Here is a 20626-nt window from a genome sequence, read left to right as displayed (position 1 = left end):
CTTCGTAAAATAGAATTATAATAAATAAGTGAAACAATTAAATACTAAAGATATATAATTAAGGATTCAGAAATTGTTAATTACTATTTCGGCTAAACTGGGGGGCCAATTAGTTATGTTAATAAATTTAAAATCATTTAATAATGAACGATTTTCTCGATTATATCGAGCATTTTTGGATATCTTTAAGTTCTTTCCCGTTTGTAATCCAAATTGCAATATTTTTTATATTTTTTAGCTGTACTGCAACATTTACCTTTATGGTTGTTGTATTTGCTGTAAGACGTGAAAAAGCAAGACGTGAAAAAATTGTTCGAGAACTACGTCCCCGTATTTTCTCTTTCCTAAGAAACATATTAATATCTAAAGATGCTTATAGTGAAGATGAAGTGTTGGATATGTTTGTAGAAAATTTTGGTAACCTTACCAAAAAAACCTACATATCATTAATCCCAACCTTAGAAGATGTTGTAAAGCAAGAGAAACACCAATTAGAATCTCATAATTACGATAGTATTATACGAGGGCTCAATATTGATGAGTACTTGGAGAAAAGATTAGATTTCTCTAATACCCGAATCCGTTTAAGAGCTTTCCAATCACTTTCTCGATTGGATCTTACTATTTCCGATTCTAAAATACTCCCTCATACCTACTCTAAAAATGCATCACTCCGTAAAGAGTCTAGGTCATCATACGTAGGGGTAAGTAACAACGAACCCTTTAAGTTTTTTGATCAGGATAACGACCTTAACCAGTGGGACCAGATTAGTTTACTCCAACAATTTGTGCTACACCACAAGGATAACCTACCTAATTTTAGTAAATGGATAAAATATTCTGATGACGAAGAACAAATTAAGTTTTTTATAAAACTTGTTGCTTATTTTGGACAAGATACCTCTGTAGATTCGCTTTCGGAATATTTAGAGCATCCTAGCCACAGCGTGAGGAGAGAGGCAATACTTGCTATTGGTAAAATGCAAGTAAAATCCAAAGAGAATAAACTAATTAAAATGTACTTTACCCAGCCTTTAATTTGCCAAAATGCTATTATAGAAGCTATTTCGTATATCGATTCAGGTAAATCAATAGGTTTCCTTAAAACAGCATACGAAATGGCAAGTAGCCACGATACCAAAAAGCTAATAGCTGAGGTAATTTATCTTTATGGTAAATCGGGTAGGGCTTATTTTGAAGAGCTTTCCAGAACAGAAACAGGTTTTAACCTTTTAATATTAGAGCACGTAAAAAATCCCCTAATACAATCGTCCTTACGTAACCACCACGAATCCAAACAAAAAAAAGAAGGCTACAGTATGGTTGATGTTGATATAAAGACTAAAATCAATCAGGAAAATATACCCCCTATAAACCCCTGATACCAAACATATTTTTCGCACCCCAGTCTAAACCATTGCTATAATCCATGGGATTAACTTACAATTTTTTCGAATATTTCGTTTTCTTTTACGCCTCGTCCATGTTTATATGTTACTTGGTGCTAGGAGTATTCTCTTTTATAAATATTACTCGCTATCGTACCTACAACTCAAGGATAGACGATCAGTTTCTTATAGAGTCGCCCTTAACACCAGGAATATCAGTAGTAGCACCAGCTTATAACGAAGAAAAAACGATTATTGTAAACGTAAAATCGTTACTTACTTTAAACTACCCGCTATATGAGGTAATTATTGTAAACGATGGTAGTAAAGATAAAACACTGGATTTGCTTATTGAAGAGTTTGACCTTGAGGAAACACCCTATGCGTATGTGGAGCGTATTAAAACCAAACCTTTTAAACGCATATTCAAATCGAGCAACCCCAAATACAGCCAGCTAACCGTAGTAGATAAAATGAATGGTGGTACAAAAGCAGATGCCTCTAATGCAGGTATAAACGCTTCGCAATACGATTACTTTTTATGTACCGATGTAGATTGTATTTTGGAGCGTAACACCATGTTACGCATGATAAAACCCGTGCTCAACTCCAAAGTTAAAGTTATTGGTGTAGGGGCTACACTCCGCATGTCCAACAGTTGCGATATTAAAGATGGGGTTATTGAGCGTGTAAAACCACCAAATGCGCTAATACCACGCTTTCAGGAATTAGAGTACTTACGCGCTTACCTTTTTGGTAAAATGGGTTGGAGTTTGGTAAACTGTGTACCTAACGTTTCTGGAGGACTTGGACTTTTTGATAAAGAAGTAGCTGTAAATGCAGGAGGATATGATGGTGAGTCGCATGCTGAGGATATGGACTTAATGTCTAAAATGGCAGCTTACATGATTAATAATCACCAGAAATATAAAATTGAATACATACCCGTATCCTGTTGTTGGACGGAAGGACCACCTAACGTAAAAATATTATCGCGTCAGCGCATACGTTGGGCTACAGGAATGGCACAAATATTTTTTGTACATCGTAAAATACTTTTAAACCCAAGATATAAAAAGCTAGGAATGATAACATTTCCGTTTCAGCTTATTTACGAGTTTCTTGCACCAATTATAGAGTTTATAGGACTCATATATTTTATCTATCTAATATTAAAAGGCGATGTTAACTGGCCAATGGCAGGGTATATATTTTTATACTCCTATTCGTTAGCCGTAATGTTTGGTACGTTGGTAATACTATTGGATAACTTTGTAAAAAGGCAATACAAAACCTCTCGAGAAACCTTTAAACTCTGGATTATGGTTTTCCTTGAACCCTTTATATACCATCCGCTACTAATCTATTTTTCGCTAAGGGGCTACTTTAATTTTTATACCTCCAAAAAAATGGAGTGGGGTACTATGACCCGACAGGGCTATGATAATACAAACAAATCGTCAGGAATAAAAACGGATACCACTACAAATGCATAAGCAAATTTACTCTATATTAAAGTTTACTTTTACCTGTGTGCTTCTTATAAGTATATCGGGTACGGTTTTGGCGCAATCAAAAGATTTTCCTAAAACGTCTGACGATTATTTCGCGAAAGCTAAAATGGAAGTTAAAAACAACGGAAATTTTGAACGCGCTACTAAATACTGCGAAAAAGCCAACGAGCTTGCTCCGCTGGATATGGACATTAAAGAGTACTTGGGTAAGTGCTATATGGAAATTGGGCAACTCGAAAAAGCACGGGTTACCTTACTGGAAGTATTGCAACGAAGCCCGCGCCGTACTGATGCTAGACATTATCTTATTAATATCGAGACGCAAACCAAGCGTTACTCCAGCGCGATATGTTATGCCAACGAATTGTTGGAAATAACGCCTTATAGTAAAACCCTATGGATGCGTAAAATAAACCTCTACAATCTTATGGATAATCAGAGAGAGGCACATAGAGAGGTTAAACGCCTATTCCAGATATTTCCTGAAGATAATGAGATTAAAGCAATGTACAATGATGTACTTAAAGAAGATGCATTAAAAGCCAGTAAGGAAGGCGACCTTAACGGTGCGGTAGACCAATATCAGGCAGCATTAATAGCCACAAAAGATGATCCTGAATTGTACTTGAGCCTCATTAATTTGTACCTAAAACTAGGTAACACCAACGAAGCCCTGAACACAGCAGATATGGGATTGTATCATCTACCAGAAAATAGGGAAATACGCAATAAAAAAATAGGAATATTACAGGAACAACACCGTTACCAAGAAGCAATAGCTATTGTACAAGCGGAGTTGAAAAAAGGACCTTCTACCTATTATAATGATTTATTAATTTACCTAACAGCCGAATCGGCGAGGTATTACAAAAACTCAGACCCCTATGTGCTGTACGGTCAGTTATACGAGAGAGATAAAGGAAATAAAGAGGCACACGATTATTTATTAAATACTGCAATTAGTAAAGGATATTATGCTGATGCACAAGAAATACTAACACAAGATTTAAAAGCCAACCCAAACTCCAAAGAGTTATTGGCAAAACAGTTATTTGTATACGAAAGTGTGGGTAATACCAACGGTGCACGGAATACGCTAGAAAAATTATACAATTTATACCCTAACGATTATGATATTGCTACAAAGTACAATACAATGGCGTACGAGGATGCTAAAGTAGCATTTATAGATAAAAACTATAATGCAGCATTGCCCGTGTTTATCCGTTTGTCCGGCAATCCAGATTACGGGAAATCTTCTAAAAATTATATGTTTGCCATCTACGTTGCTAAGCAATCGTATGATCAAGCTATGGAGCTGATTAATGATATGATACGCCAAAACCCAGGCGAACACCAGTATGTGCTAAAAAAGATAGACCTTTTGGCTGCTATGGGCGATTATTCGGATGCGTATGATTTACTATTAGAGTACAAACAGCGTTACCCTAATGTACCTGAGTATTATTATGCCCTTAAAGATTACTCGATAGTATATATTAAGTATTTAAACGAGCGAGAAGCTTATGATACGACTAAAATGGTTGCCGATACTTTGGTTGAGGAAGACCCTAACGATATGTTAGCGTATAATTATGCTATTGGTGCGCGTATAGCTATGGGGCAATATGAAGAAGCGATGACGATGATACAAAGTGCTCGCAAAAGATTTCCTGACGATAAAAATTTTCGTTTAAAAGAAGCAGGCGTATACTCGCAAATGGGGGAGCATGATAAAGCAGTAGCTGAGTTACGCTCACTAATGGAAGATTACCCGTACAACCCCGATATTAAAGGAGCACTTATAGAGGAAATGTTTGTACAGGCAAAAGAATTCCAGTTGGACGACGAACCTTTTCAAGCTAAAGCAGTATATCACGAAATAGTATTAATACAACCCAATAATGTATTAGCGGCATCAAAATTAATAGATATTTATATTGATAGGCAAGAATATATAGAGGCAATGCTGGTAGCAGATACCGCCTTGTCATTCAAGCCAAACGATACTGATTTATTGTATAAAAAAGGAGTGATATATGAGAAAATGGGCGACTTTGAAAAAGCAAGACTGTATCAGGGTAAATATGTACCGCCACCACATAAGTATGAAGAACATTTAGAGCACTTGCGCTACTTGGAATCGAAACTACTAAAAAACCAGATTAATTTAAGTTATCTAAAAGTAACATCCGATTCTATATTTATCAATACTTCGGTCGCTACTTTAGAGTACTTACTCATTAATAAAAAAGATACTTATGTAGTAAGAGGAAATTACGCAGCACGCCCAACAGGAATAGGGGTGCAGGCGGAAGGCGATTGGTACCATACCTTTAATAATAAAACTAGTTTTAGGGCTAGTGGTGGTATAGCAAACCAGTTTTTTCCAAAAGTTAGTGCGTCGTTCTCTTTTTACCGTCCGTTTAAAAAATACTGGCGCTCGGAGTTTGGAGCGCGATACAACCGTTTGCAAGACGATAGAAACTTTTTAACAGGAATACTCGGGATAGAGCGTGAATTTGAGAGGGTTTGGCTTAATGCACGTGTATTATTTATGACAGATACTGATGATTTTTTCAACAGTATTTTTGTACAAAGTAGGTTTTACGTAAACAACGATAGAGATTACGTAATTGCAATGGCATCGGTAGGTACTGCTCCCGAAGACCAACGATTGGATTTTCAGATTAATACTTTTACTACCTACGTAAACACTATGGTGGGGGCAGGGTATTTCCACTACTTTACACACCGTACCAGTTTTGGTGTTTTGGGTAATTGGTACAATTTTCGCGTTACGCCAGATGCCTATATTAATCAATATAATCTGTTCCTAACTATTAGGACTAAATTTTAACCTTTAGCACACTGTATGATACAAAGGGTTGTAATAGTATGTATTATGCTTGTAAGTATTACTTTTGGTAATGCCCAAACTTTTACGGTATGTAAAAGTGGCGAGATAATGCCTGTTGTAACGGTTACCGATGAAGCATTGCACCCGTTAGCCGAGGACCTTTGTGATTTTTTTGAGCAAACAGTTGGTAAACGTCCTATTATTACAAACAATCCTAATAATAATAAAGTCACTATAGTATTAGATTGGCTTCCTTCAAATAATACCAATAAAAATTCGCTTTTTACTATTACGCACAAAGAGAATACGCTTACTATAAAAGCAGCTACCAAACAAGGGTTTTATAATGCTAACCGATACTTTTTTAGTACCTACACAGGTGTTAATCAATTCTCGTTACCCAAAAAACTAATTAGAGTAACAGAGATAAAAGTCCCCGTTAATCTTAACTACAAACACGTTACTGATTTTGAGTACCGAGAGCCTTATTTTCCTGATAATTTTGATAAAAATTTCCGCAGATGGAATATAACGCATACCCTTGAGGATGTATGGGGTATATGGGGGCATAACATAGGTAAAGTAATACCTGTTACCCCTGCAATGTATGCTATTGTAGATGGAGAAAAATATGAAGAACAGTTCTGTTTTTCCAGTCCAGAGCTCGAAAAAGCCCTTAAAAAATTTATAAATGGCAGCGTAACCGAAAACCCTACCAAAAGCAAATTTATGGTTATGCCTAACGATAATGCTGTGGTATGCCAATGCAACCGCTGTAAAGCTTTAGGCACTACAAAAAGCAATGCTAGCCCAGCCGTATTTACATTACTTAACAAATTGGCAACTCATTTTCCGAAGCAAGATTTTTTTAGTACCGCGTACATTACTACGCAGCAACCACCAGCCTTTAAATTAGCAGATAATGCTGGGGTTATGATAAGTACTATGGCTTTCCCAAAAGGTTTTGTGGTAGCTAACTCTAATAAAGCCGAAAAAATCAGAAATACATTTACATCGTGGCAAAACATTACCAACAAAATTTATTTGTGGGATTATGCTGTAAATTTTGATAATTATTTCGAAATCTATCCAACTGTAAGTATCGCACAGCAAAATTTACAATTTTATAAAAGTCTTGGTGTTACAGGGGTATTTATGCAAGGCAGTGAGGATCGTTATAGTGCGTTTGCTGACTTAAAATGTTATGTTTATGCCAAGCTGTTACAAAATGTAATGGTAGATGTAGATAAGGAAATAGCCTTCTTCTTCAATAATAATTATCCTAGTACCGTTAGTAAGCTACTGTATGGTTATTATAGTAAGGCCGAGGAATTATCGTTAGCATCTAAAAAAAGTATGGATATTTATGGTGGTACGGCTCCTGCCAAAAAGAAGTATTTAAATGAGTCTGATTTCAGTTCGTTTTACAATGCTTTAGTTGCATCGGTAAATAAATTAAGTGTTTCCGAACGTAAAAAAATACAACCACTGTTATTAGCAATTACGTTTCAGCAACTCGAACTATTACGTACATCGCCAAGTCAAAACGATACAGGCTATGGCATTGTAGAAAATAATGTAGCAACTATAAAACCCGACGTTATTAAATTATTACAACGATTAAAGCAATTGCATGCTGCAACGGGTATTGATATATATAACGAATCAGGATTTACGCTATCAGAATATATTAATTACTGGGATACAGAGATAATAAATACAACGTATGAGAATTTGCTATTTGGTAAAGCAGTAGAAGTAAAATCAGAGCTAGACGAAGATTATACCGATATTGGTAGGCTTACCGATGGTGCTATAGCGTTTAACGATTATTATAACAATTGGTTGCTATTTACAGTTTCTCCTATGGTAACTATAGAAGTTAGGGCAAAAGATGTGAAAGATGCTGAGTTAGTAACTATGAACTTTTTAAACGATACAAAGCACAACATATACTTGCCCGAAAGTGTATTGATAACCATTAATGGCAGGGAATATAAAACCAAGATAGATAAAACAGATGCCGTTAAATACAAAGCAGCAGTGCCTATTATACTATTACCAGAAGATAAAACAATAGTAATTACTGTTGCAAAGCAGGAAGCCTATAAAAATAAATCGATAGCTTGTGATGAGCTATTTTTCAACTAAAAATAAATAGCATACACCTATGAAATCATTTTCTAACCTTATTCGAGATAGCTATCGGTTTGCAGTACTGCTTTGTTGTGTAAGTGCTGCCTTAGTAGTGCAAGGGTGTAAAAGCGATAGGGAAAATGCTTTTTTAGATTTAACCACTATGGAAATAGAAGACCCCGTTAGGCACTACTATCCTATAGTACGTGGGTTGGAACAAAATATAGTAGTAAAAGTTACCAATACAGGCAAAAATCCGTTAAAGATCTATAAAGTACTACCATCTTGTGGCTGTACCATTGCCAAGTTCTCTACAAAAGCTGTAGCACCAGGTAACGATGCATTTATACAACTCAAATACGACAGTACTAAGAACGTAGGGAAAGTAGGGGTTTATACCACTATTTTGGCAAATACCAAAGAGCATTCGCATACCATGTACTTTGATATTAATGTAGTACCTGATGCCTTATATACTAAAGATTACGAGGAACTATACCACATTAAGCTAGAGGAAGAAGGCCTAACACAAGAGTTGGTAGAAGGTAAAACCAACCAACGTGGATATATTATAGATTCTACCAACGTACAGAAGTATAAATAACATACCCTATAAATACCAAGCACTAATAGCGTGGTTTTACGGCGCTATTGTATATTTGTTGCTTTATGTTATGTAAATGAAATTCTACACCACTCAAAAAGATACATATACCAGTATCCATAAACGTCTCAAAAAGCAATACAACACCATTAGTATTATCAGGTTTTTTATAGCAACTGCTACTATAGTATTGTTATATTTTGGTTTGCAGTCTGATGATTTTATCAAGTATACATTACCTATTCTAGGTTGCATTGTACTCTTTATCTATTTGATGAAGCTACATGCTACAATTACATATAAAAAGTTAAGAGCAGCTACACTTATAGCTATAAATCAGGATGAGATAAACCATTTGGAGCGTAAAGCAAATAATTACGACGATGGTGCCGAGTATATTGATTTTAAACATCCGTATGCCTACGATTTGGATATATTTGGGCAACATTCGCTTTTCCAACATATCAACCGTACAGAAACCTTTAAAGGCAAGGAAAAACTAGCTACTACGTTACTTAATACGCTACCACAGGAGGAAATACTTCAAAATCAGGAGGCTATAAAAGAGCTTGCCGATAAACCTGAATGGCGGCAGGAAATACAAGCCTTAGGACGTATGAAAAAAGACGGTAAGGCAACGCATAGTAAGTTAATGGCGTGGAGCAACAATTCTAATACTGCAATTAATAAAGCGAGTTCCATCTTAGCCATTATAGTTCCTGTAGTACTTATAGGAAGTTTTATTGCGTATATGATAACAGATAACGATTCGTTTTTAAGTTATTGTACCTACTTGTTCTTATTCAATTTATTTTTAGTTTCGGGTAAAGCCAAGCTATTTAAAAAAGAAATAGGCACCACTACTGCTGTTGGCGAAATACTGCACCAGTATAGCCTCATTATACGTCAAATAGAAGAAGAGGATTTTACTTCAAACAAGTTAAACAACCTCAAACAGAAATTATCGTCTGACGGAAAACCAGCAGGGCAACTAATAAAGAAATTAGCCGTACTATTTTCGCAAATGGATACAGTAAGCAATGTATTTGCAGCCTTACTATTTAATGGGTTGTTCCAGTATCATATCCATATTTTTAATGCCTTACAAAATTGGAAAAAACAACACGCATCTTCCATACCAATATGGCTCGATGTAATTGCAGAAATCGAAACGCTAAATAGCTTTGCTAATTTATATTACAATAATAAAGATTATACTTTTCCAGCACTGAATACCCAACAAAAAATAACATTCAAAGGGCTAGCACACCCGTTGCTTAACCCTGATACTCGTATAGGGAATGATATTGCTTTTAGCCCTAAATTTACTATACTTACAGGCTCTAATATGTCGGGTAAAAGTACATTTTTACGTAGCTTAGGGATTAATATAGTTTTAGCAGGTGTTGGTGCGCCAGTATGTGCTACAGACGCAAATGTGCACCCGTTACCTGTTTTAGTTTCGATGCGCTTGTCCGACTCGTTAAGCGATAGCGAATCGTATTTCTTTGCCGAAATTAAGCGTCTTAAACAAATTATGGATGCGTTGGAAACACAGCAGTCGTTTGTATTGCTTGATGAAATACTACGCGGTACAAATTCCGATGATAAACGTACGGGTACGATTGAAGTAGTTAAAAAGATGATCGCGAAAAATGCAATAGGAGTAATAGCCACCCACGATATTGAAGTGTGTAATACTACTACCGAATATCCTGAACAGCTTGTTAATCGTTGTTTTGAGGCAGAAATAGCAAACGGTAACTTACATTTTGATTATAAACTACGCGACGGTATTTGCCAAAACAAAAGTGCCACATTTTTAATGGAAAAAATTGGGGTTATCTAATTTTAGATGACTATAAAATTAAAAACCCAGTACAACTAAATGTACTGGGCTTTTTATATATAAAAGGTTGATTAAATAGCTTTTTATTGATGCTCCTAAAATCTTACTTCTTTATATTCAAACTAAAATTATTTTAGTTGTTAAGCATTACTGGCATTACTAGCATGGTAACAGTTTCGCCTTCGTCCAACCCATCAACAGGGGTAAGGATACCCGCACGATTAGGTAATGACATTTCGAGCATAATTTCATCGCTATGCAAGTTGTTCAACATTTCGGTAAGAAAGCGTGAATTGAAACCTATTTGCATATCGTCGCCTTGATAATCACACGTTAAACGCTCTTCAGCTTTGTTCGAGTAATCAATATCTTCAGCAGATATATTTAACTCTGTACCTGCAATTTTTAAGCGTATTTGGTGCGTTGTTTTATTCGAGAATATAGCTACCCGACGTACAGAGCTTAAAAACTGTGTACGGCTAATTAATAGTTTGTTTGGATTTTCTTTTGGTATAACTGCTTCGTAATTAGGATATTTACCGTCAATTAATCGGCAGGTTAATACATAATTATCGAAAGAGAAGGTAGCATTTGAGTCGTTATATTCAATTTTAACTTCTGCATCCGATGTTCCCAAAATACCCTTTAATATGGTAAGCGGTTTTTTAGGCATAATAAAATCGGCAACCTGTGATGCTTTTACATCGGTACGTGCATATTTTACTAGTTTGTGAGCATCGGTAGCTACAAATATTAATCCTTCTGGTGAGAATTGGAAAAATACACCCGACATTACAGGGCGTAAATCATCGTTACCTGCTGCAAATATGGTTTTGCTTACTGCTGTAGCTAATACCTCGGCAGGAACTAACGTAGCCGAAGGATCTTCTAACGATACGGCTTTTGGGAATTCTTCGCCATCTGCATACGCCAAAGCATATTTACCTGAATTAGAACTTATTTCTATAGTATTATTATCCTCTACAGTAAAGGTAAGGGGTTGCTCTGGGAATGTTTTTAACGTTTCTAGCAAAAGTTTTGCTGGTACAGCAACACTCCCTTGGCTTTCTGAATCAATTTCTAATGTAGCCGACATAGTAGTCTCTAAATCAGAAGCAGAAACGGTTAACGCATTATTATCTAATTCAAAAAGGAAATTATCTAATATAGGTAATGTATTACTACTATTAATAACGCTACCTAATACTTGTAGTTGTTTTAGTAAATAAGAACTTGATACTATAAATTTCATTTGGTTGGTTTATTTTAAGCGTAAAAAAGGATTTGTTTTACGTTTCACAAATATATCGTAATCCTACCGAATTGTGAAATATTTTTTATTAATACTATTTGGTATATTTTCTTTTTCGTAAGTAAGTAAAAAGTATCCCGAATATAAGTACAATTAATAGGGGTAGTCCTACGGTTATAAACTGTGCTGTAGTATAGTTATCGTATACTTTTTGTTTATCCAATAATGGTAAATCTACATCTTTACTACGGATGTTAATAAGCCCGTTATCGTCTAGTAGGTAGTTAACGCAGTTTATTAAAAACTCTTTATTATCGTACCTGTTTTTCGTCCATTTATCATAACCAAGCTCTAAAGGCTGATAGTTTTTGTCGAGTTGATTTTTTACAATATCGCCATCAGCAATTACAATCATTTTACCCTCATTACCTGTAGTTTTATAGGTTTTATTTTTAAATGGTAAGATTCTGTTTTCGTACATCGAGGTAAATTTACCCTCTAGTAGCACGGCTACGGGGATAAACCCAAAGCCTTCATAATCTTGCGGGGTAGTTTGCTCGGCAACCATACCGAGTTCCACTTCTATAGGGGTGCCTATAGGTTTGGAATATTTGGATGTAGTAAGGAGTACCTTTTTATTAATACCATTTTGTATGGTATCTATAGGGTTGGTAAATTCGAATTTAATACCACCAAGATTTTTTACAATGGGGTGATTGGCACCTTGGTACACCGTAGGGTCGGGGTACACAAATGGCGAGTAACGCCATAGGTATTGTTGGTACTGTGTTCCGCTTCCTTCCGAGCCTGTGGCGAGTTGTATGGGTGTTGCTTGCTCATCTTTAATAATATCGGCATTAATACGGAAACCGTATTTAAAAAACATGTCTGCAAGGTTTAAATCGCGCGGAAATGCGAGTGTAGTACCTGTTTCGTTGTACAGGCTATCCATATCTATTTGTACGGCATCTACCATCCAAAGCGTTTTACCACCATTTACAATGTATTGGTCTAAAACTTCCTTTTCTTCTTCTGTAAAACGTTCCGTAGGTTTTGCAATTACGGCTAAGTCGTATTCTTTTAAATCGGTAAGTGTTTTCTCAGGGTTATCTGCTACCGAATCGAGTGTAAATGGAGCTATATAATAGTTTTCGCGTACTTGCTGTAAAAAGTCTGCCATAAGCAGGTCGTGCATTTCGCCGTTACCTTTTACAATGGCAATTTTTTTCTCTTTGGCTTTTGTTACTTTGTTTAAAGCATCGGCAAAAGCATACTCCAAGTGTTGTACGGAGCTTATTACCTTCTCGGCAGTAGTAGCACCCATTTGGTTTTTTAAGAGCTGGATTTTCGCCCCTTTATCACCGTAAGAGGCTATTGCCCACGGAAAAACCATTTCTTGGGTTTGCTTTCCTTTATCGTCTACTGTTACGCTTACAGGTGTAAGCCCGTTCTGATAAAATTCTTCTATTATCTGTTGGTTACTTTCTTCATCTTCTAGCGGATTTACAAACTGAAATATAATGTTTGGGTTATACGCTTCAAACTCTTGTAGTAATTGTCTTGTTTCGTCTTGTAATCGTTTAAACTCCCCAGGAAATTCTCCTTCCAAAAAAACATCAATGTAGAGCGGTTCTTCTACACTATCTACCAATGATAATGTAGTAGGCGAGAGGGTGTAGCGCTTATCGTGTGTAAGATCAAAACGTTCAAAATAGTAATTACCTACAAAGTTGAGTAGCAGTAATACTATTACAGTTATGATAAGTTGCTTTATGCTATTTTTTTTTCCTGTTTTCATTACCATTTTAGCGATTTAAGTTTGAATACAGTAAACGATAAGAATAGTACGGCAATCGTAACAAAATAAATAATATCGCGCGTATCGAGTACGCCTCGGCTCATACTTTTATAATGCGACTCCATGCCCAATGCTGCTACTAAGCGTGATGCATAGTTAGCATACTCGGCAATGCCCTCAAAACCAAAGTAGAAGAGGAAGCAAAGTAGTATGGCTACTATAAAGGCTACAATTTGATTATCGGATAGGGTAGAGGCAAAGATACCTATGGCGGTATAACCTGCTACTAAAAATAGTAGCCCGAAATACGACCCGATGGTGCTGCCCATATCAATGTTACCTTCGGGATTTCCAAAATCGGAAATAACAAAAACGTACACAAATGTGGGGAGTATGGCGAGTGTAATTACTACTAAAGCACCTAAAAATTTACCGTTTACAATTTGCCATACGCTAAGTGGCTTGGTAAACAAAAGTTCTATTGTGCCTTGCTTTTTTTCGTCAGAAAAACTGCGCATGGTTACAGCGGGGATAAGGAAAATTAATATCCAAGGGGCAAGGGTAAAAAACGGACTAAGGTCGGCAAAGCCACTATTTAAAATATTAAAGTCGCCCTCAAACACCCATAAAAAAAGCCCGTTAAGCAATAAAAATACTGCTATAACAAGGTAGCCTATAGGCGAGCCAAAAAATGATTTTATTTCTCGTAGCAATAAAGCTTTCATGTACTATTATTAAGTCTTAAAAATATTTGTATGCCAGTAATAGTATTAATCTAACGTTACTAATTTATCTACACTCCAAGCTTGTGGCTTATTATTAAAAAGTTGTTTGGTAAATGCCCAAACTTCGTTAAAAAGCTCCGATTTACGGTAGTTTTCCAAATCACTTTCATTTTCCCAATAGCTGTATGTAAAAAATATCGAAGGATTATCCTTGTCCCTATACAATTCTAAAAAACGATTTCCAGGATAGTTTCGTATGTGCTGTTTTACTTCGTGGAAATTATCCAGAAATGCATCAACTTTATCTTCGTGAAAACTCATTTTTACAATTCTTACAAACATAGTATTTTTATATTACTTAAAATTATAGTTATTTAAATGTTTTCTTTCAGATTTTCGGGTGTTGTAAACGTAATACAAACTACATCCCTGTACTTTAACCCCAGTAGCGAGCGTGCCGAGCCTACTGTAGATGGATTGCTGCGGTACAAGGCAATTTCTAAAAAACCAGCCTCGTTAAATAGTGCTAGTTTCTCGCCCTCGTAATCTTTTAATGAAAATGGATTATTCAGTTTAAAATCAGAGTAATTCCTGTTAATACGTTTTATAGTTTTGGTATTAAAAGTTATCTCGTAATCGCGTCCAAGCCCTACCTCCTTAAACAGCTTTTTAGTAATGTTGGTTACACAGTTGCCAAAATGGTCTATATATACCACATAGCCCCTTAAAATAGTCTTATCCTTATTGCCACTAATTGTAGGCTGTAGTTGATGGATGCTTTTAATCTCGGTAATTTCTCTGCCAATAACATTAAGCAATCCGCCTTTAGCCAAATGTATGGCTACTTTTGTAAATACATCCATCTCAGTAGCATCATCCCCAAAACGGCTGTGTATGTTTATTGCTACAATTTTTTGCGGAACAATTTTTTGTGTTAAGATGCTTAAAATGCCGTTATCCGAACATATAAAATAGTGGTCGTTCCATTGCATAGCAATGTGTCGCGACTCGTTTGTTAACTCTGCATCTACACCAATTAAGTGTACAGTGCCTTTCGGGAAATTTCGGTAAGCAGCCTCAACAATATAACTTGCTTCGGGTGTATTAAATAAATCAATATGGTGCGAAATGTCAACAATAGTAGCCTCTCTAAACTCAGAGAGGATTTTCCCTTTAAGGGCACCCACAAAATGGTCCTTCAAGCCAAAGTCGGTTGTTAGGGTAATTATTGACATAAAATTGTGTAAAACTTTTATAATAGTGAGATTAAAATTTCACTAAATTTGAATGCAAAGCTAATAATTATATAGCTATTATCTTTAATTAAAAAACACTGCTTTTGAACGAAAGAATAATCGAACTAGTAGACATTGCCCCGAAAGATTTTTGGGGTACGCGTGACTCTCACCTTGAAACGATTAAAAAATATTATCCTAAACTCAAAATAGTTGCCCGAGGTACTACACTAAAGGCATTTGGAGAAGAGTCTGTACTCGATGAGTTTGAAAAAAGGTTTAAAAGACTAATGCTTCACTTTTCGCGCTACAATAACATTGATGATAATGTTATAGAGCGTGTTATACAAAGTGACCATCAGGTAGAACACATGAGTCCTAGTGATAATATACTGGTACACGGGCTTGGTGGGAAGCTTATAAAAGCCATGACACCCAACCAACAGAAGCTAGTGGATTTAATGGCAAAGAATGATATGGTTTTTGCCGTTGGTCCTGCGGGTACAGGTAAAACCTATACAGGTGTGGCACTTGCCGTTAAAGCATTAAAAGAAAAACGTGTAAAACGTATTATACTTACCCGACCTGCTGTAGAAGCAGGAGAGAACTTAGGTTTTTTACCTGGTGATATGAAGGAAAAGCTAGACCCCTACATGCAGCCTTTGTATGATGCTTTACGCGATATGATTCCGCCCGAAAAACTAGAGGACTATATACTTAAAGGAATTGTACAAATAGCACCATTGGCATTTATGCGCGGGCGTACGTTGGATAATGCTTTTGTAATATTAGATGAAGCCCAAAATACAACCCACTCCCAAATGAAGATGTTTTTAACCCGTATGGGTAAAAGTGCTAAGTTTATGATTACGGGCGACCCTGGGCAGGTAGATTTGCCACGCCGTACCATATCGGGGCTTAAAGAAGCCTTGTTGGTATTAAAAGACGTTCAGGGTATTGGTATGCTCTACTTGGACGATAAAGATGTGGTACGCCACAGGCTTGTTAAAAGGGTTATTGATGCGTATAAGGCTATTGAAAATCATGATTAAAATATAAGTTGAAAGTTTATAAAGTTTAAAAGTTTTAAGGCAGCCATTGGAGGTATATACTTTTAATGGTTTTGCTTTTTTACGTAAAAACAAAATATAGAAAGAAACTTTATTATTTTTGCAGCTTAACTACACTAACATAGCTACATGAATACGATAACGAGTACCGATTTTAATTTCCCAAATCAAAAATCAGTTTACCGCGGTAAGGTAAGAGAAGTATATAATATAAACGACGAACTTTTGGTAATGATAGCTACCGACAGGCTTTCGGCTTTTGATGTTGTTATGCCCAAGGGCATACCTTATAAAGGGCAAATACTAAACCAAATAGCAACCAAGTTTATGCGTTTAACCGAAGATATTGTACCCAACTGGTTAATTGATACTCCCGACCCTAACGTAGCGGTGGGGCACTTATGTGAGCCTTTTAAAGTAGAGATGGTAATACGCGGCTATTTATCGGGGCATGCAGCACGCGAATATGCTGCTGGCAAACGTGTATTGTGCGGTGTTGAACTACCCGAAGGGCTAAAAGAAAATGACAAATTCCCTGCGCCCATAATAACCCCTACCACTAAGGCAGCTAATGGCGAACACGATGCGGATATATCCAGAGAGGAAATTATTACCAATGGTATTGTAACCGAAGAGGATTACAAGGTATTGGAGCAATATACCCGCGATTTATTTCAGCGTGGTACAGAAATAGCCGCTTCGCGCGGATTGATATTGGTAGATACCAAGTACGAATTTGGTCGTACTAAAGATGGTAAAATTGTATTGATAGATGAGATACATACACCCGACTCTTCACGTTATTTTTATGCAGAGGGGTACCAACAACGCCAAAATAGGGGAGATGTACAAAAACAACTTAGCAAAGAGTTTGTTAGACAATGGCTTATTGCTAACGATTTTCAGGGGAAAGAAGGGCAACAAATACCCCATATGGACGATGCTTATATAGCAAGCGTATCCGAACGTTATATAGAATTATATGAGAAAATTACTGGCGAGCAGTTTGCAAAAGCTGATATTGGTGACATACATAACCGAATAGAAAAAAATGTTGTAGCTTTTTTAAATAAGTAATTTAATATAAAAAATAGCTGTAACCGCGCCACTATAGTGGCGCGGTTTTGTTTTTATATGTAAGCATAGTAAGTTTAGATTTGTTAAAGTTATGTTAAAACGATTTTATATAGTAACGATATCCTAGTTGTGGGCGTCTATTATAATGAACGGGTTAATCAGCCGTTGAAAATTAAATTAAATTAGAAATCAATCACAAATCATTAATCATCAAATCATTACATCATGAAAAAAACGATCATTTATTTAAGTCTTGCTCTAGTAGCTTTCGGAAGTACAACATTCGCATCAAATGCCAATAACGTACCAAACAGTAACAACAAAGTAGCTGTTGAAACAGTTGTTAAGTACAACGCATCAACACCATTAGCCATGGCAATTTGCAAGGGCGATGTAACTACCGTTAAAAAGTTTATTGAGTACGGAGCCGATGTAAACGAAAAGTCTAACGGTTTTACACCACTTATGTTAGCGGCACGCTATAATCGTGCTGAAATTGTAAAAATATTAATTGCCAACGGTGCAAAATTAAAAATTACTGACGATAGAGGGTTTACAGCATTAAAACATGCAGAACTTTCTAATGCAAACGAATCGGCAGTAATTTTAAAAGAAGCAATAGAGGCTTAAATTATTATTTCTTTATTAAAATGAGTTTAGTTAGTTAAAAAAAGCACCAGTAATGGTGCTTTTTTGTATTCATCTATCTTGTAAACAATTAATCGAAGTAAGAGAATGTAGCTTCGTTTTCGATGTTTAATAATGTTTCGTAAATCAATTTTATCACATTTTCAACATCATCCCTATGCACCATCTCTACAGTAGTGTGCATATATCGTAATGGTAACGATATAAGTGCCGATGCTACACCGCCGTTACTATAAGCAAAAGCATCTGTATCAGTACCTGTAACACGAGACGATGCTAATCGTTGAAACGGAATTTCGTTTTTAGTAGCCGTATCCAATATTAACTCACGTAAATTATTTTGTACAGCAGGGGCGTAGGTAACAACAGGACCGTTACCAATTTTTGTTTCCCCCTCAATATGCTTATCAATCATAGGTGTAGTGCTATCGTGGCAAACATCGGTAACAATAGCAGCATTAGGTTGTATTGTTTCCGTAATCATTTCCGCACCTCTAAGTCCAACTTCTTCTTGTACAGCATTGGTTATGTACAATCCAAAAGGCAACTTCTTTTTATTTTCGTGTAATAATCTAGCAACTTCAGCAATCATAAACCCTCCAATACGGTTATCTATAGCACGGCATACAAATTTGTTTTCGTTTAGTACCATAAACTCATCAGGGTACGTAATAACACATCCAACATGTACGCCCAAAGCTTCAACCTCCTCTTTGTTGTTACAACCCAAATCAATAAAAATATTCTCTATTTTAGGTACTACATCCTTATCCCCTTTGCGGGTATGTATGGCTGGCCACCCAAATACACCTTTTACAATACCTTTTTTGGTATGGATATTGACACGTTTAGAGGGAGCAATCATGTGGTCGGAGCCACCGTTACGAATAACGTATACAAGCCCATTATCGGTAATATAGTTAACGTACCACGAAATCTCGTCGGAGTGTCCTTCTATAACTATTTTATAAGGAGCATCGGGGTTAATAATCCCCACAGCCGTACCATAAGTGTCAGTAATAAAAGTATCAACGTAAGGTTTTAAATACTCCATCCATATTTTTTGTCCTTCAGACTCAAAACCTGTTGGTGATGGATTATTAAGATATTTTTCTAGAAATGCAATTGAATTATCGTTCAATATTGATTTTGACGCCATATTTTGTTGTATTTTTCTGCTAAAATATAAATTTGAAAACAGAGTTGTGTATAAATGTATATTTTTGAACTAAATTTTTTTCGATGGTAAAAATACGTTTGTTATTCTTTTTCGTGTTAACGTGTATGGTTACAGCAAACGCGCAAGAAGTTGTAACCGATACGGTAAAGAATGTGGTTGAAAATGACTCGATTGTTTTTAACATGCAGATGGAAGAAATTGTAATTTCTAATCTGAAAGATACCATATCCAAAGCCGAGCGAAAACGACTGTATATTTTAAGACGCAGGGTGTTAAAAGTGTACCCTTATGCTAAAATAGCTGCCGAAAGATTAACGCGACTAAATGCTACCATGGCAAAGTTGAAAACCAAGCGTGAAAAGAAAAAATACTCTAAAATTGTAGAAAAATACCTTGAAGATGAGTTTGAGGCACAACTCAAAAAATTATCTCGTAAAGATGGGCAAATACTAGTAAAGTTAATACACAGGCAAACTGGAGAAACTACTTTTGACTTAATAAAAGAATATAAAAGTGGTTGGAAAGCATTTTGGTCCAGCCGAATTGCTAAAATGTTTGATATTAATTTAAAAACGGAGTATAGCCCAGCTACGGTACCCGAAGATTATTTAATTGAAGGTTTTTTACTTAAAGCGTTTAGGGAACATAGGTTACCAGCGCAAGACCCTGCTTTCCCGATAGATTATCCTGCAATAACAGCTCAATGGCGCGAAAAAGAGTAATAATTTGTATGAATTGTTAAGGCTGATTTAACATAGTGTTACCACAATTTTAATGTACTAACTAAAAATAATTTTGAATTTTGCAGCGTTAAAAAACACTATGCAAATATGGAATTAATTACGGTAGCACCTGAGTACAATAACACTAAAAAGAAACTGAAAAATAAAGGGCTCGAACTACTACCACTTCTCGAAACGCGTACTATTGATACAAGCCGTTACGAACCCATGGGGGCATGCTTTTATCATCAATATGAAGATTGTTTTGATGCTTCTGTAATTTGTATCGATCGTGAAAAATTTATAGCGCGTGAGCCATACATCGTAAAAATTATTTTAGAAGATTTTACTGATGAGGAGTATAAACGACTGCATAAAAACTTTAAAATAATTTCAAATCCTGATTATCGTACCTACTACGATTTAAATATTAGTACGGTGTTGCTTCAAAGTGAGGTTACTACTGCTATTTAATTTTAAAATAAATCTCAGTTTTTTAAAGAATAGTAGCAAAAATAGCTAACGTATTCGCTATAATTTTAATATTATCTTATTTTTTTACAGTAGG

17 protein-coding genes are annotated in these 20626 nt (G+C 35.9%); 11 read left to right on the top strand and 6 right to left on the bottom strand.

What is annotated here, in order from left to right:
- The first annotated feature begins 143 nt into the window (after window positions 1-143).
- The 6 genes from K1I41_RS10830 to K1I41_RS10805 all read left to right on the top strand — a co-directional run bounded on the left by K1I41_RS10830 (window position 144) and on the right by K1I41_RS10805 (window position 10351).
- Window positions 144-1382: a HEAT repeat domain-containing protein gene (locus tag K1I41_RS10830; protein ID WP_220640360.1), complete on the top strand. Its 1239-nt coding sequence runs from the start codon at window positions 144-146 to the stop codon at window positions 1380-1382.
- Between the two features lie 101 nt (window positions 1383-1483).
- Window positions 1484-2884: a glycosyltransferase family 2 protein gene (locus K1I41_RS10825; RefSeq protein WP_309508850.1), complete on the top strand. Its 1401-nt coding sequence runs from the start codon at window positions 1484-1486 to the stop codon at window positions 2882-2884.
- Complete coding sequence (locus tag K1I41_RS10820) at window positions 2877-5762, top strand: tetratricopeptide repeat protein (protein WP_220640358.1); 2886 nt, start codon at window positions 2877-2879, stop codon at window positions 5760-5762. The genes K1I41_RS10825 and K1I41_RS10820 overlap by 8 nt, the downstream gene beginning before the upstream one ends.
- A 45-nt stretch (window positions 5763-5807) precedes the next feature.
- Entirely contained in the window at window positions 5808-7913 is a 2106-nt protein-coding gene (locus K1I41_RS10815; RefSeq protein ID WP_220640357.1) for a DUF4838 domain-containing protein, read from the top strand.
- Window positions 7914-7932: 19 nt separating this feature from the next.
- On the top strand, window positions 7933-8502 hold the full coding sequence (locus K1I41_RS10810; protein WP_220640356.1) for a DUF1573 domain-containing protein: 570 nt from the start codon (window positions 7933-7935) through the stop codon (window positions 8500-8502).
- Between the two features lie 76 nt (window positions 8503-8578).
- A complete protein-coding gene (locus K1I41_RS10805; protein ID WP_220640355.1) occupies window positions 8579-10351 on the top strand; it encodes a MutS-related protein in 1773 nt (590 codons plus the stop codon).
- A gap of 133 nt (window positions 10352-10484) precedes the next feature.
- Here K1I41_RS10805 and dnaN read toward each other — a convergent pair whose 3' ends face one another.
- From dnaN to K1I41_RS10780, 5 genes are all read right to left on the bottom strand, one after another.
- The gene (dnaN, locus tag K1I41_RS10800) at window positions 10485-11603 is read right to left on the bottom strand and encodes a DNA polymerase III subunit beta (RefSeq protein WP_220640354.1); all 1119 of its coding nucleotides are present in this window, start codon (window positions 11601-11603) and stop codon (window positions 10485-10487) included.
- Window positions 11604-11697: 94 nt separating this feature from the next.
- A complete protein-coding gene (gldG, locus tag K1I41_RS10795; protein WP_220640353.1) occupies window positions 11698-13401 on the bottom strand; it encodes a gliding motility-associated ABC transporter substrate-binding protein GldG in 1704 nt (567 codons plus the stop codon).
- On the bottom strand, window positions 13401-14126 hold the full coding sequence (gene gldF, locus K1I41_RS10790; protein ID WP_220640352.1) for a gliding motility-associated ABC transporter permease subunit GldF: 726 nt from the start codon (window positions 14124-14126) through the stop codon (window positions 13401-13403). The genes gldG and gldF overlap by 1 nt, the downstream gene beginning before the upstream one ends.
- A gap of 45 nt (window positions 14127-14171) precedes the next feature.
- Window positions 14172-14468 carry a putative quinol monooxygenase gene (locus tag K1I41_RS10785; RefSeq protein ID WP_220640351.1) on the bottom strand — a complete coding sequence of 99 codons (297 nt, stop codon included), beginning with the start codon at window positions 14466-14468 and terminating at the stop codon, window positions 14172-14174.
- Window positions 14469-14500: 32 nt separating this feature from the next.
- Complete coding sequence (locus K1I41_RS10780; protein ID WP_220640350.1) at window positions 14501-15361, bottom strand: SAM hydrolase/SAM-dependent halogenase family protein; 861 nt, start codon at window positions 15359-15361, stop codon at window positions 14501-14503.
- A gap of 104 nt (window positions 15362-15465) precedes the next feature.
- Between K1I41_RS10780 and K1I41_RS10775 the strand changes: the two genes are divergently transcribed.
- From K1I41_RS10775 to K1I41_RS10765, 3 genes are all read left to right on the top strand, one after another.
- The gene (locus K1I41_RS10775) at window positions 15466-16413 is read left to right on the top strand and encodes a PhoH family protein (protein ID WP_220640349.1); all 948 of its coding nucleotides are present in this window, start codon (window positions 15466-15468) and stop codon (window positions 16411-16413) included.
- A 147-nt stretch (window positions 16414-16560) separates the two neighbouring features.
- Window positions 16561-17508, top strand: a complete 948-nt coding sequence (locus tag K1I41_RS10770; protein ID WP_220640348.1) for a phosphoribosylaminoimidazolesuccinocarboxamide synthase — start codon at window positions 16561-16563, stop codon at window positions 17506-17508.
- Between the two features lie 225 nt (window positions 17509-17733).
- Entirely contained in the window at window positions 17734-18138 is a 405-nt protein-coding gene (locus K1I41_RS10765; RefSeq protein ID WP_220640347.1) for an ankyrin repeat domain-containing protein, read from the top strand.
- An 88-nt stretch (window positions 18139-18226) separates the two neighbouring features.
- Here the strand turns inward: K1I41_RS10765 and K1I41_RS10760 are convergent, their stop codons facing one another.
- On the bottom strand, window positions 18227-19315 hold the full coding sequence (locus tag K1I41_RS10760) for a M42 family metallopeptidase (protein WP_220640346.1): 1089 nt from the start codon (window positions 19313-19315) through the stop codon (window positions 18227-18229).
- Between the two features lie 83 nt (window positions 19316-19398).
- On the opposite strand from K1I41_RS10760, the gene K1I41_RS10755 reads away from it, so the two are divergent.
- Together K1I41_RS10755 and K1I41_RS10750 are read left to right on the top strand one after the other, a co-directional pair.
- Window positions 19399-20058 (top strand): DUF4294 domain-containing protein, encoded by a 660-nt coding sequence (locus K1I41_RS10755; protein WP_255566925.1) that lies wholly within the window; start codon window positions 19399-19401, stop codon window positions 20056-20058.
- 108 nt (window positions 20059-20166) lie between these two features.
- Window positions 20167-20532 carry a hypothetical protein gene (locus tag K1I41_RS10750; RefSeq protein WP_220640345.1) on the top strand — a complete coding sequence of 122 codons (366 nt, stop codon included), beginning with the start codon at window positions 20167-20169 and terminating at the stop codon, window positions 20530-20532.
- Window positions 20533-20626: the final 94 nt, after the last annotated feature.

The sequence above is a fragment of the Flavobacterium litorale genome (assembly GCF_019613795.1).
Classification (GTDB): domain Bacteria; phylum Bacteroidota; class Bacteroidia; order Flavobacteriales; family Flavobacteriaceae; genus Flavobacterium; species Flavobacterium litorale.
The sequence above is the reverse complement of the archived record's forward strand: the minus strand, read 5'-3'. Positions and strand labels throughout refer to the sequence as shown.

Excerpts from the sequence above, each read along its gene's own strand:
- K1I41_RS10755 (WP_255566925.1), top strand. The coding sequence starts at position 19,399 with ATGGTAAAAATACGTTTGTTATTCTTTTTCGTGTTAACGTGTATGGTT.
- gldG (WP_220640353.1), bottom strand. The coding sequence starts at position 13,401 with ATGAAAACAGGAAAAAAAAATAGCATAAAGCAACTTATCATAACTGTA.
- K1I41_RS10830 (WP_220640360.1), top strand. The coding sequence starts at position 144 with ATGAACGATTTTCTCGATTATATCGAGCATTTTTGGATATCTTTAAGT.
- K1I41_RS10750 (WP_220640345.1), top strand. The coding sequence starts at position 20,167 with ATGGAATTAATTACGGTAGCACCTGAGTACAATAACACTAAAAAGAAA.
- gldF (WP_220640352.1), bottom strand. The coding sequence starts at position 14,126 with ATGAAAGCTTTATTGCTACGAGAAATAAAATCATTTTTTGGCTCGCCT.
- K1I41_RS10815 (WP_220640357.1), top strand. The coding sequence starts at position 5,808 with ATGCTTGTAAGTATTACTTTTGGTAATGCCCAAACTTTTACGGTATGT.
- K1I41_RS10820 (WP_220640358.1), top strand. The coding sequence starts at position 2,877 with ATGCATAAGCAAATTTACTCTATATTAAAGTTTACTTTTACCTGTGTG.
- K1I41_RS10780 (WP_220640350.1), bottom strand. The coding sequence starts at position 15,361 with ATGTCAATAATTACCCTAACAACCGACTTTGGCTTGAAGGACCATTTT.
- K1I41_RS10770 (WP_220640348.1), top strand. The coding sequence starts at position 16,561 with ATGAATACGATAACGAGTACCGATTTTAATTTCCCAAATCAAAAATCA.
- K1I41_RS10805 (WP_220640355.1), top strand. The coding sequence starts at position 8,579 with ATGAAATTCTACACCACTCAAAAAGATACATATACCAGTATCCATAAA.
- K1I41_RS10765 (WP_220640347.1), top strand. The coding sequence starts at position 17,734 with ATGAAAAAAACGATCATTTATTTAAGTCTTGCTCTAGTAGCTTTCGGA.
- dnaN (WP_220640354.1), bottom strand. The coding sequence starts at position 11,603 with ATGAAATTTATAGTATCAAGTTCTTATTTACTAAAACAACTACAAGTA.
- K1I41_RS10825 (WP_309508850.1), top strand. The coding sequence starts at position 1,484 with ATGTTTATATGTTACTTGGTGCTAGGAGTATTCTCTTTTATAAATATT.
- K1I41_RS10760 (WP_220640346.1), bottom strand. The coding sequence starts at position 19,315 with ATGGCGTCAAAATCAATATTGAACGATAATTCAATTGCATTTCTAGAA.
- K1I41_RS10810 (WP_220640356.1), top strand. The coding sequence starts at position 7,933 with ATGAAATCATTTTCTAACCTTATTCGAGATAGCTATCGGTTTGCAGTA.
- K1I41_RS10785 (WP_220640351.1), bottom strand. The coding sequence starts at position 14,468 with ATGTTTGTAAGAATTGTAAAAATGAGTTTTCACGAAGATAAAGTTGAT.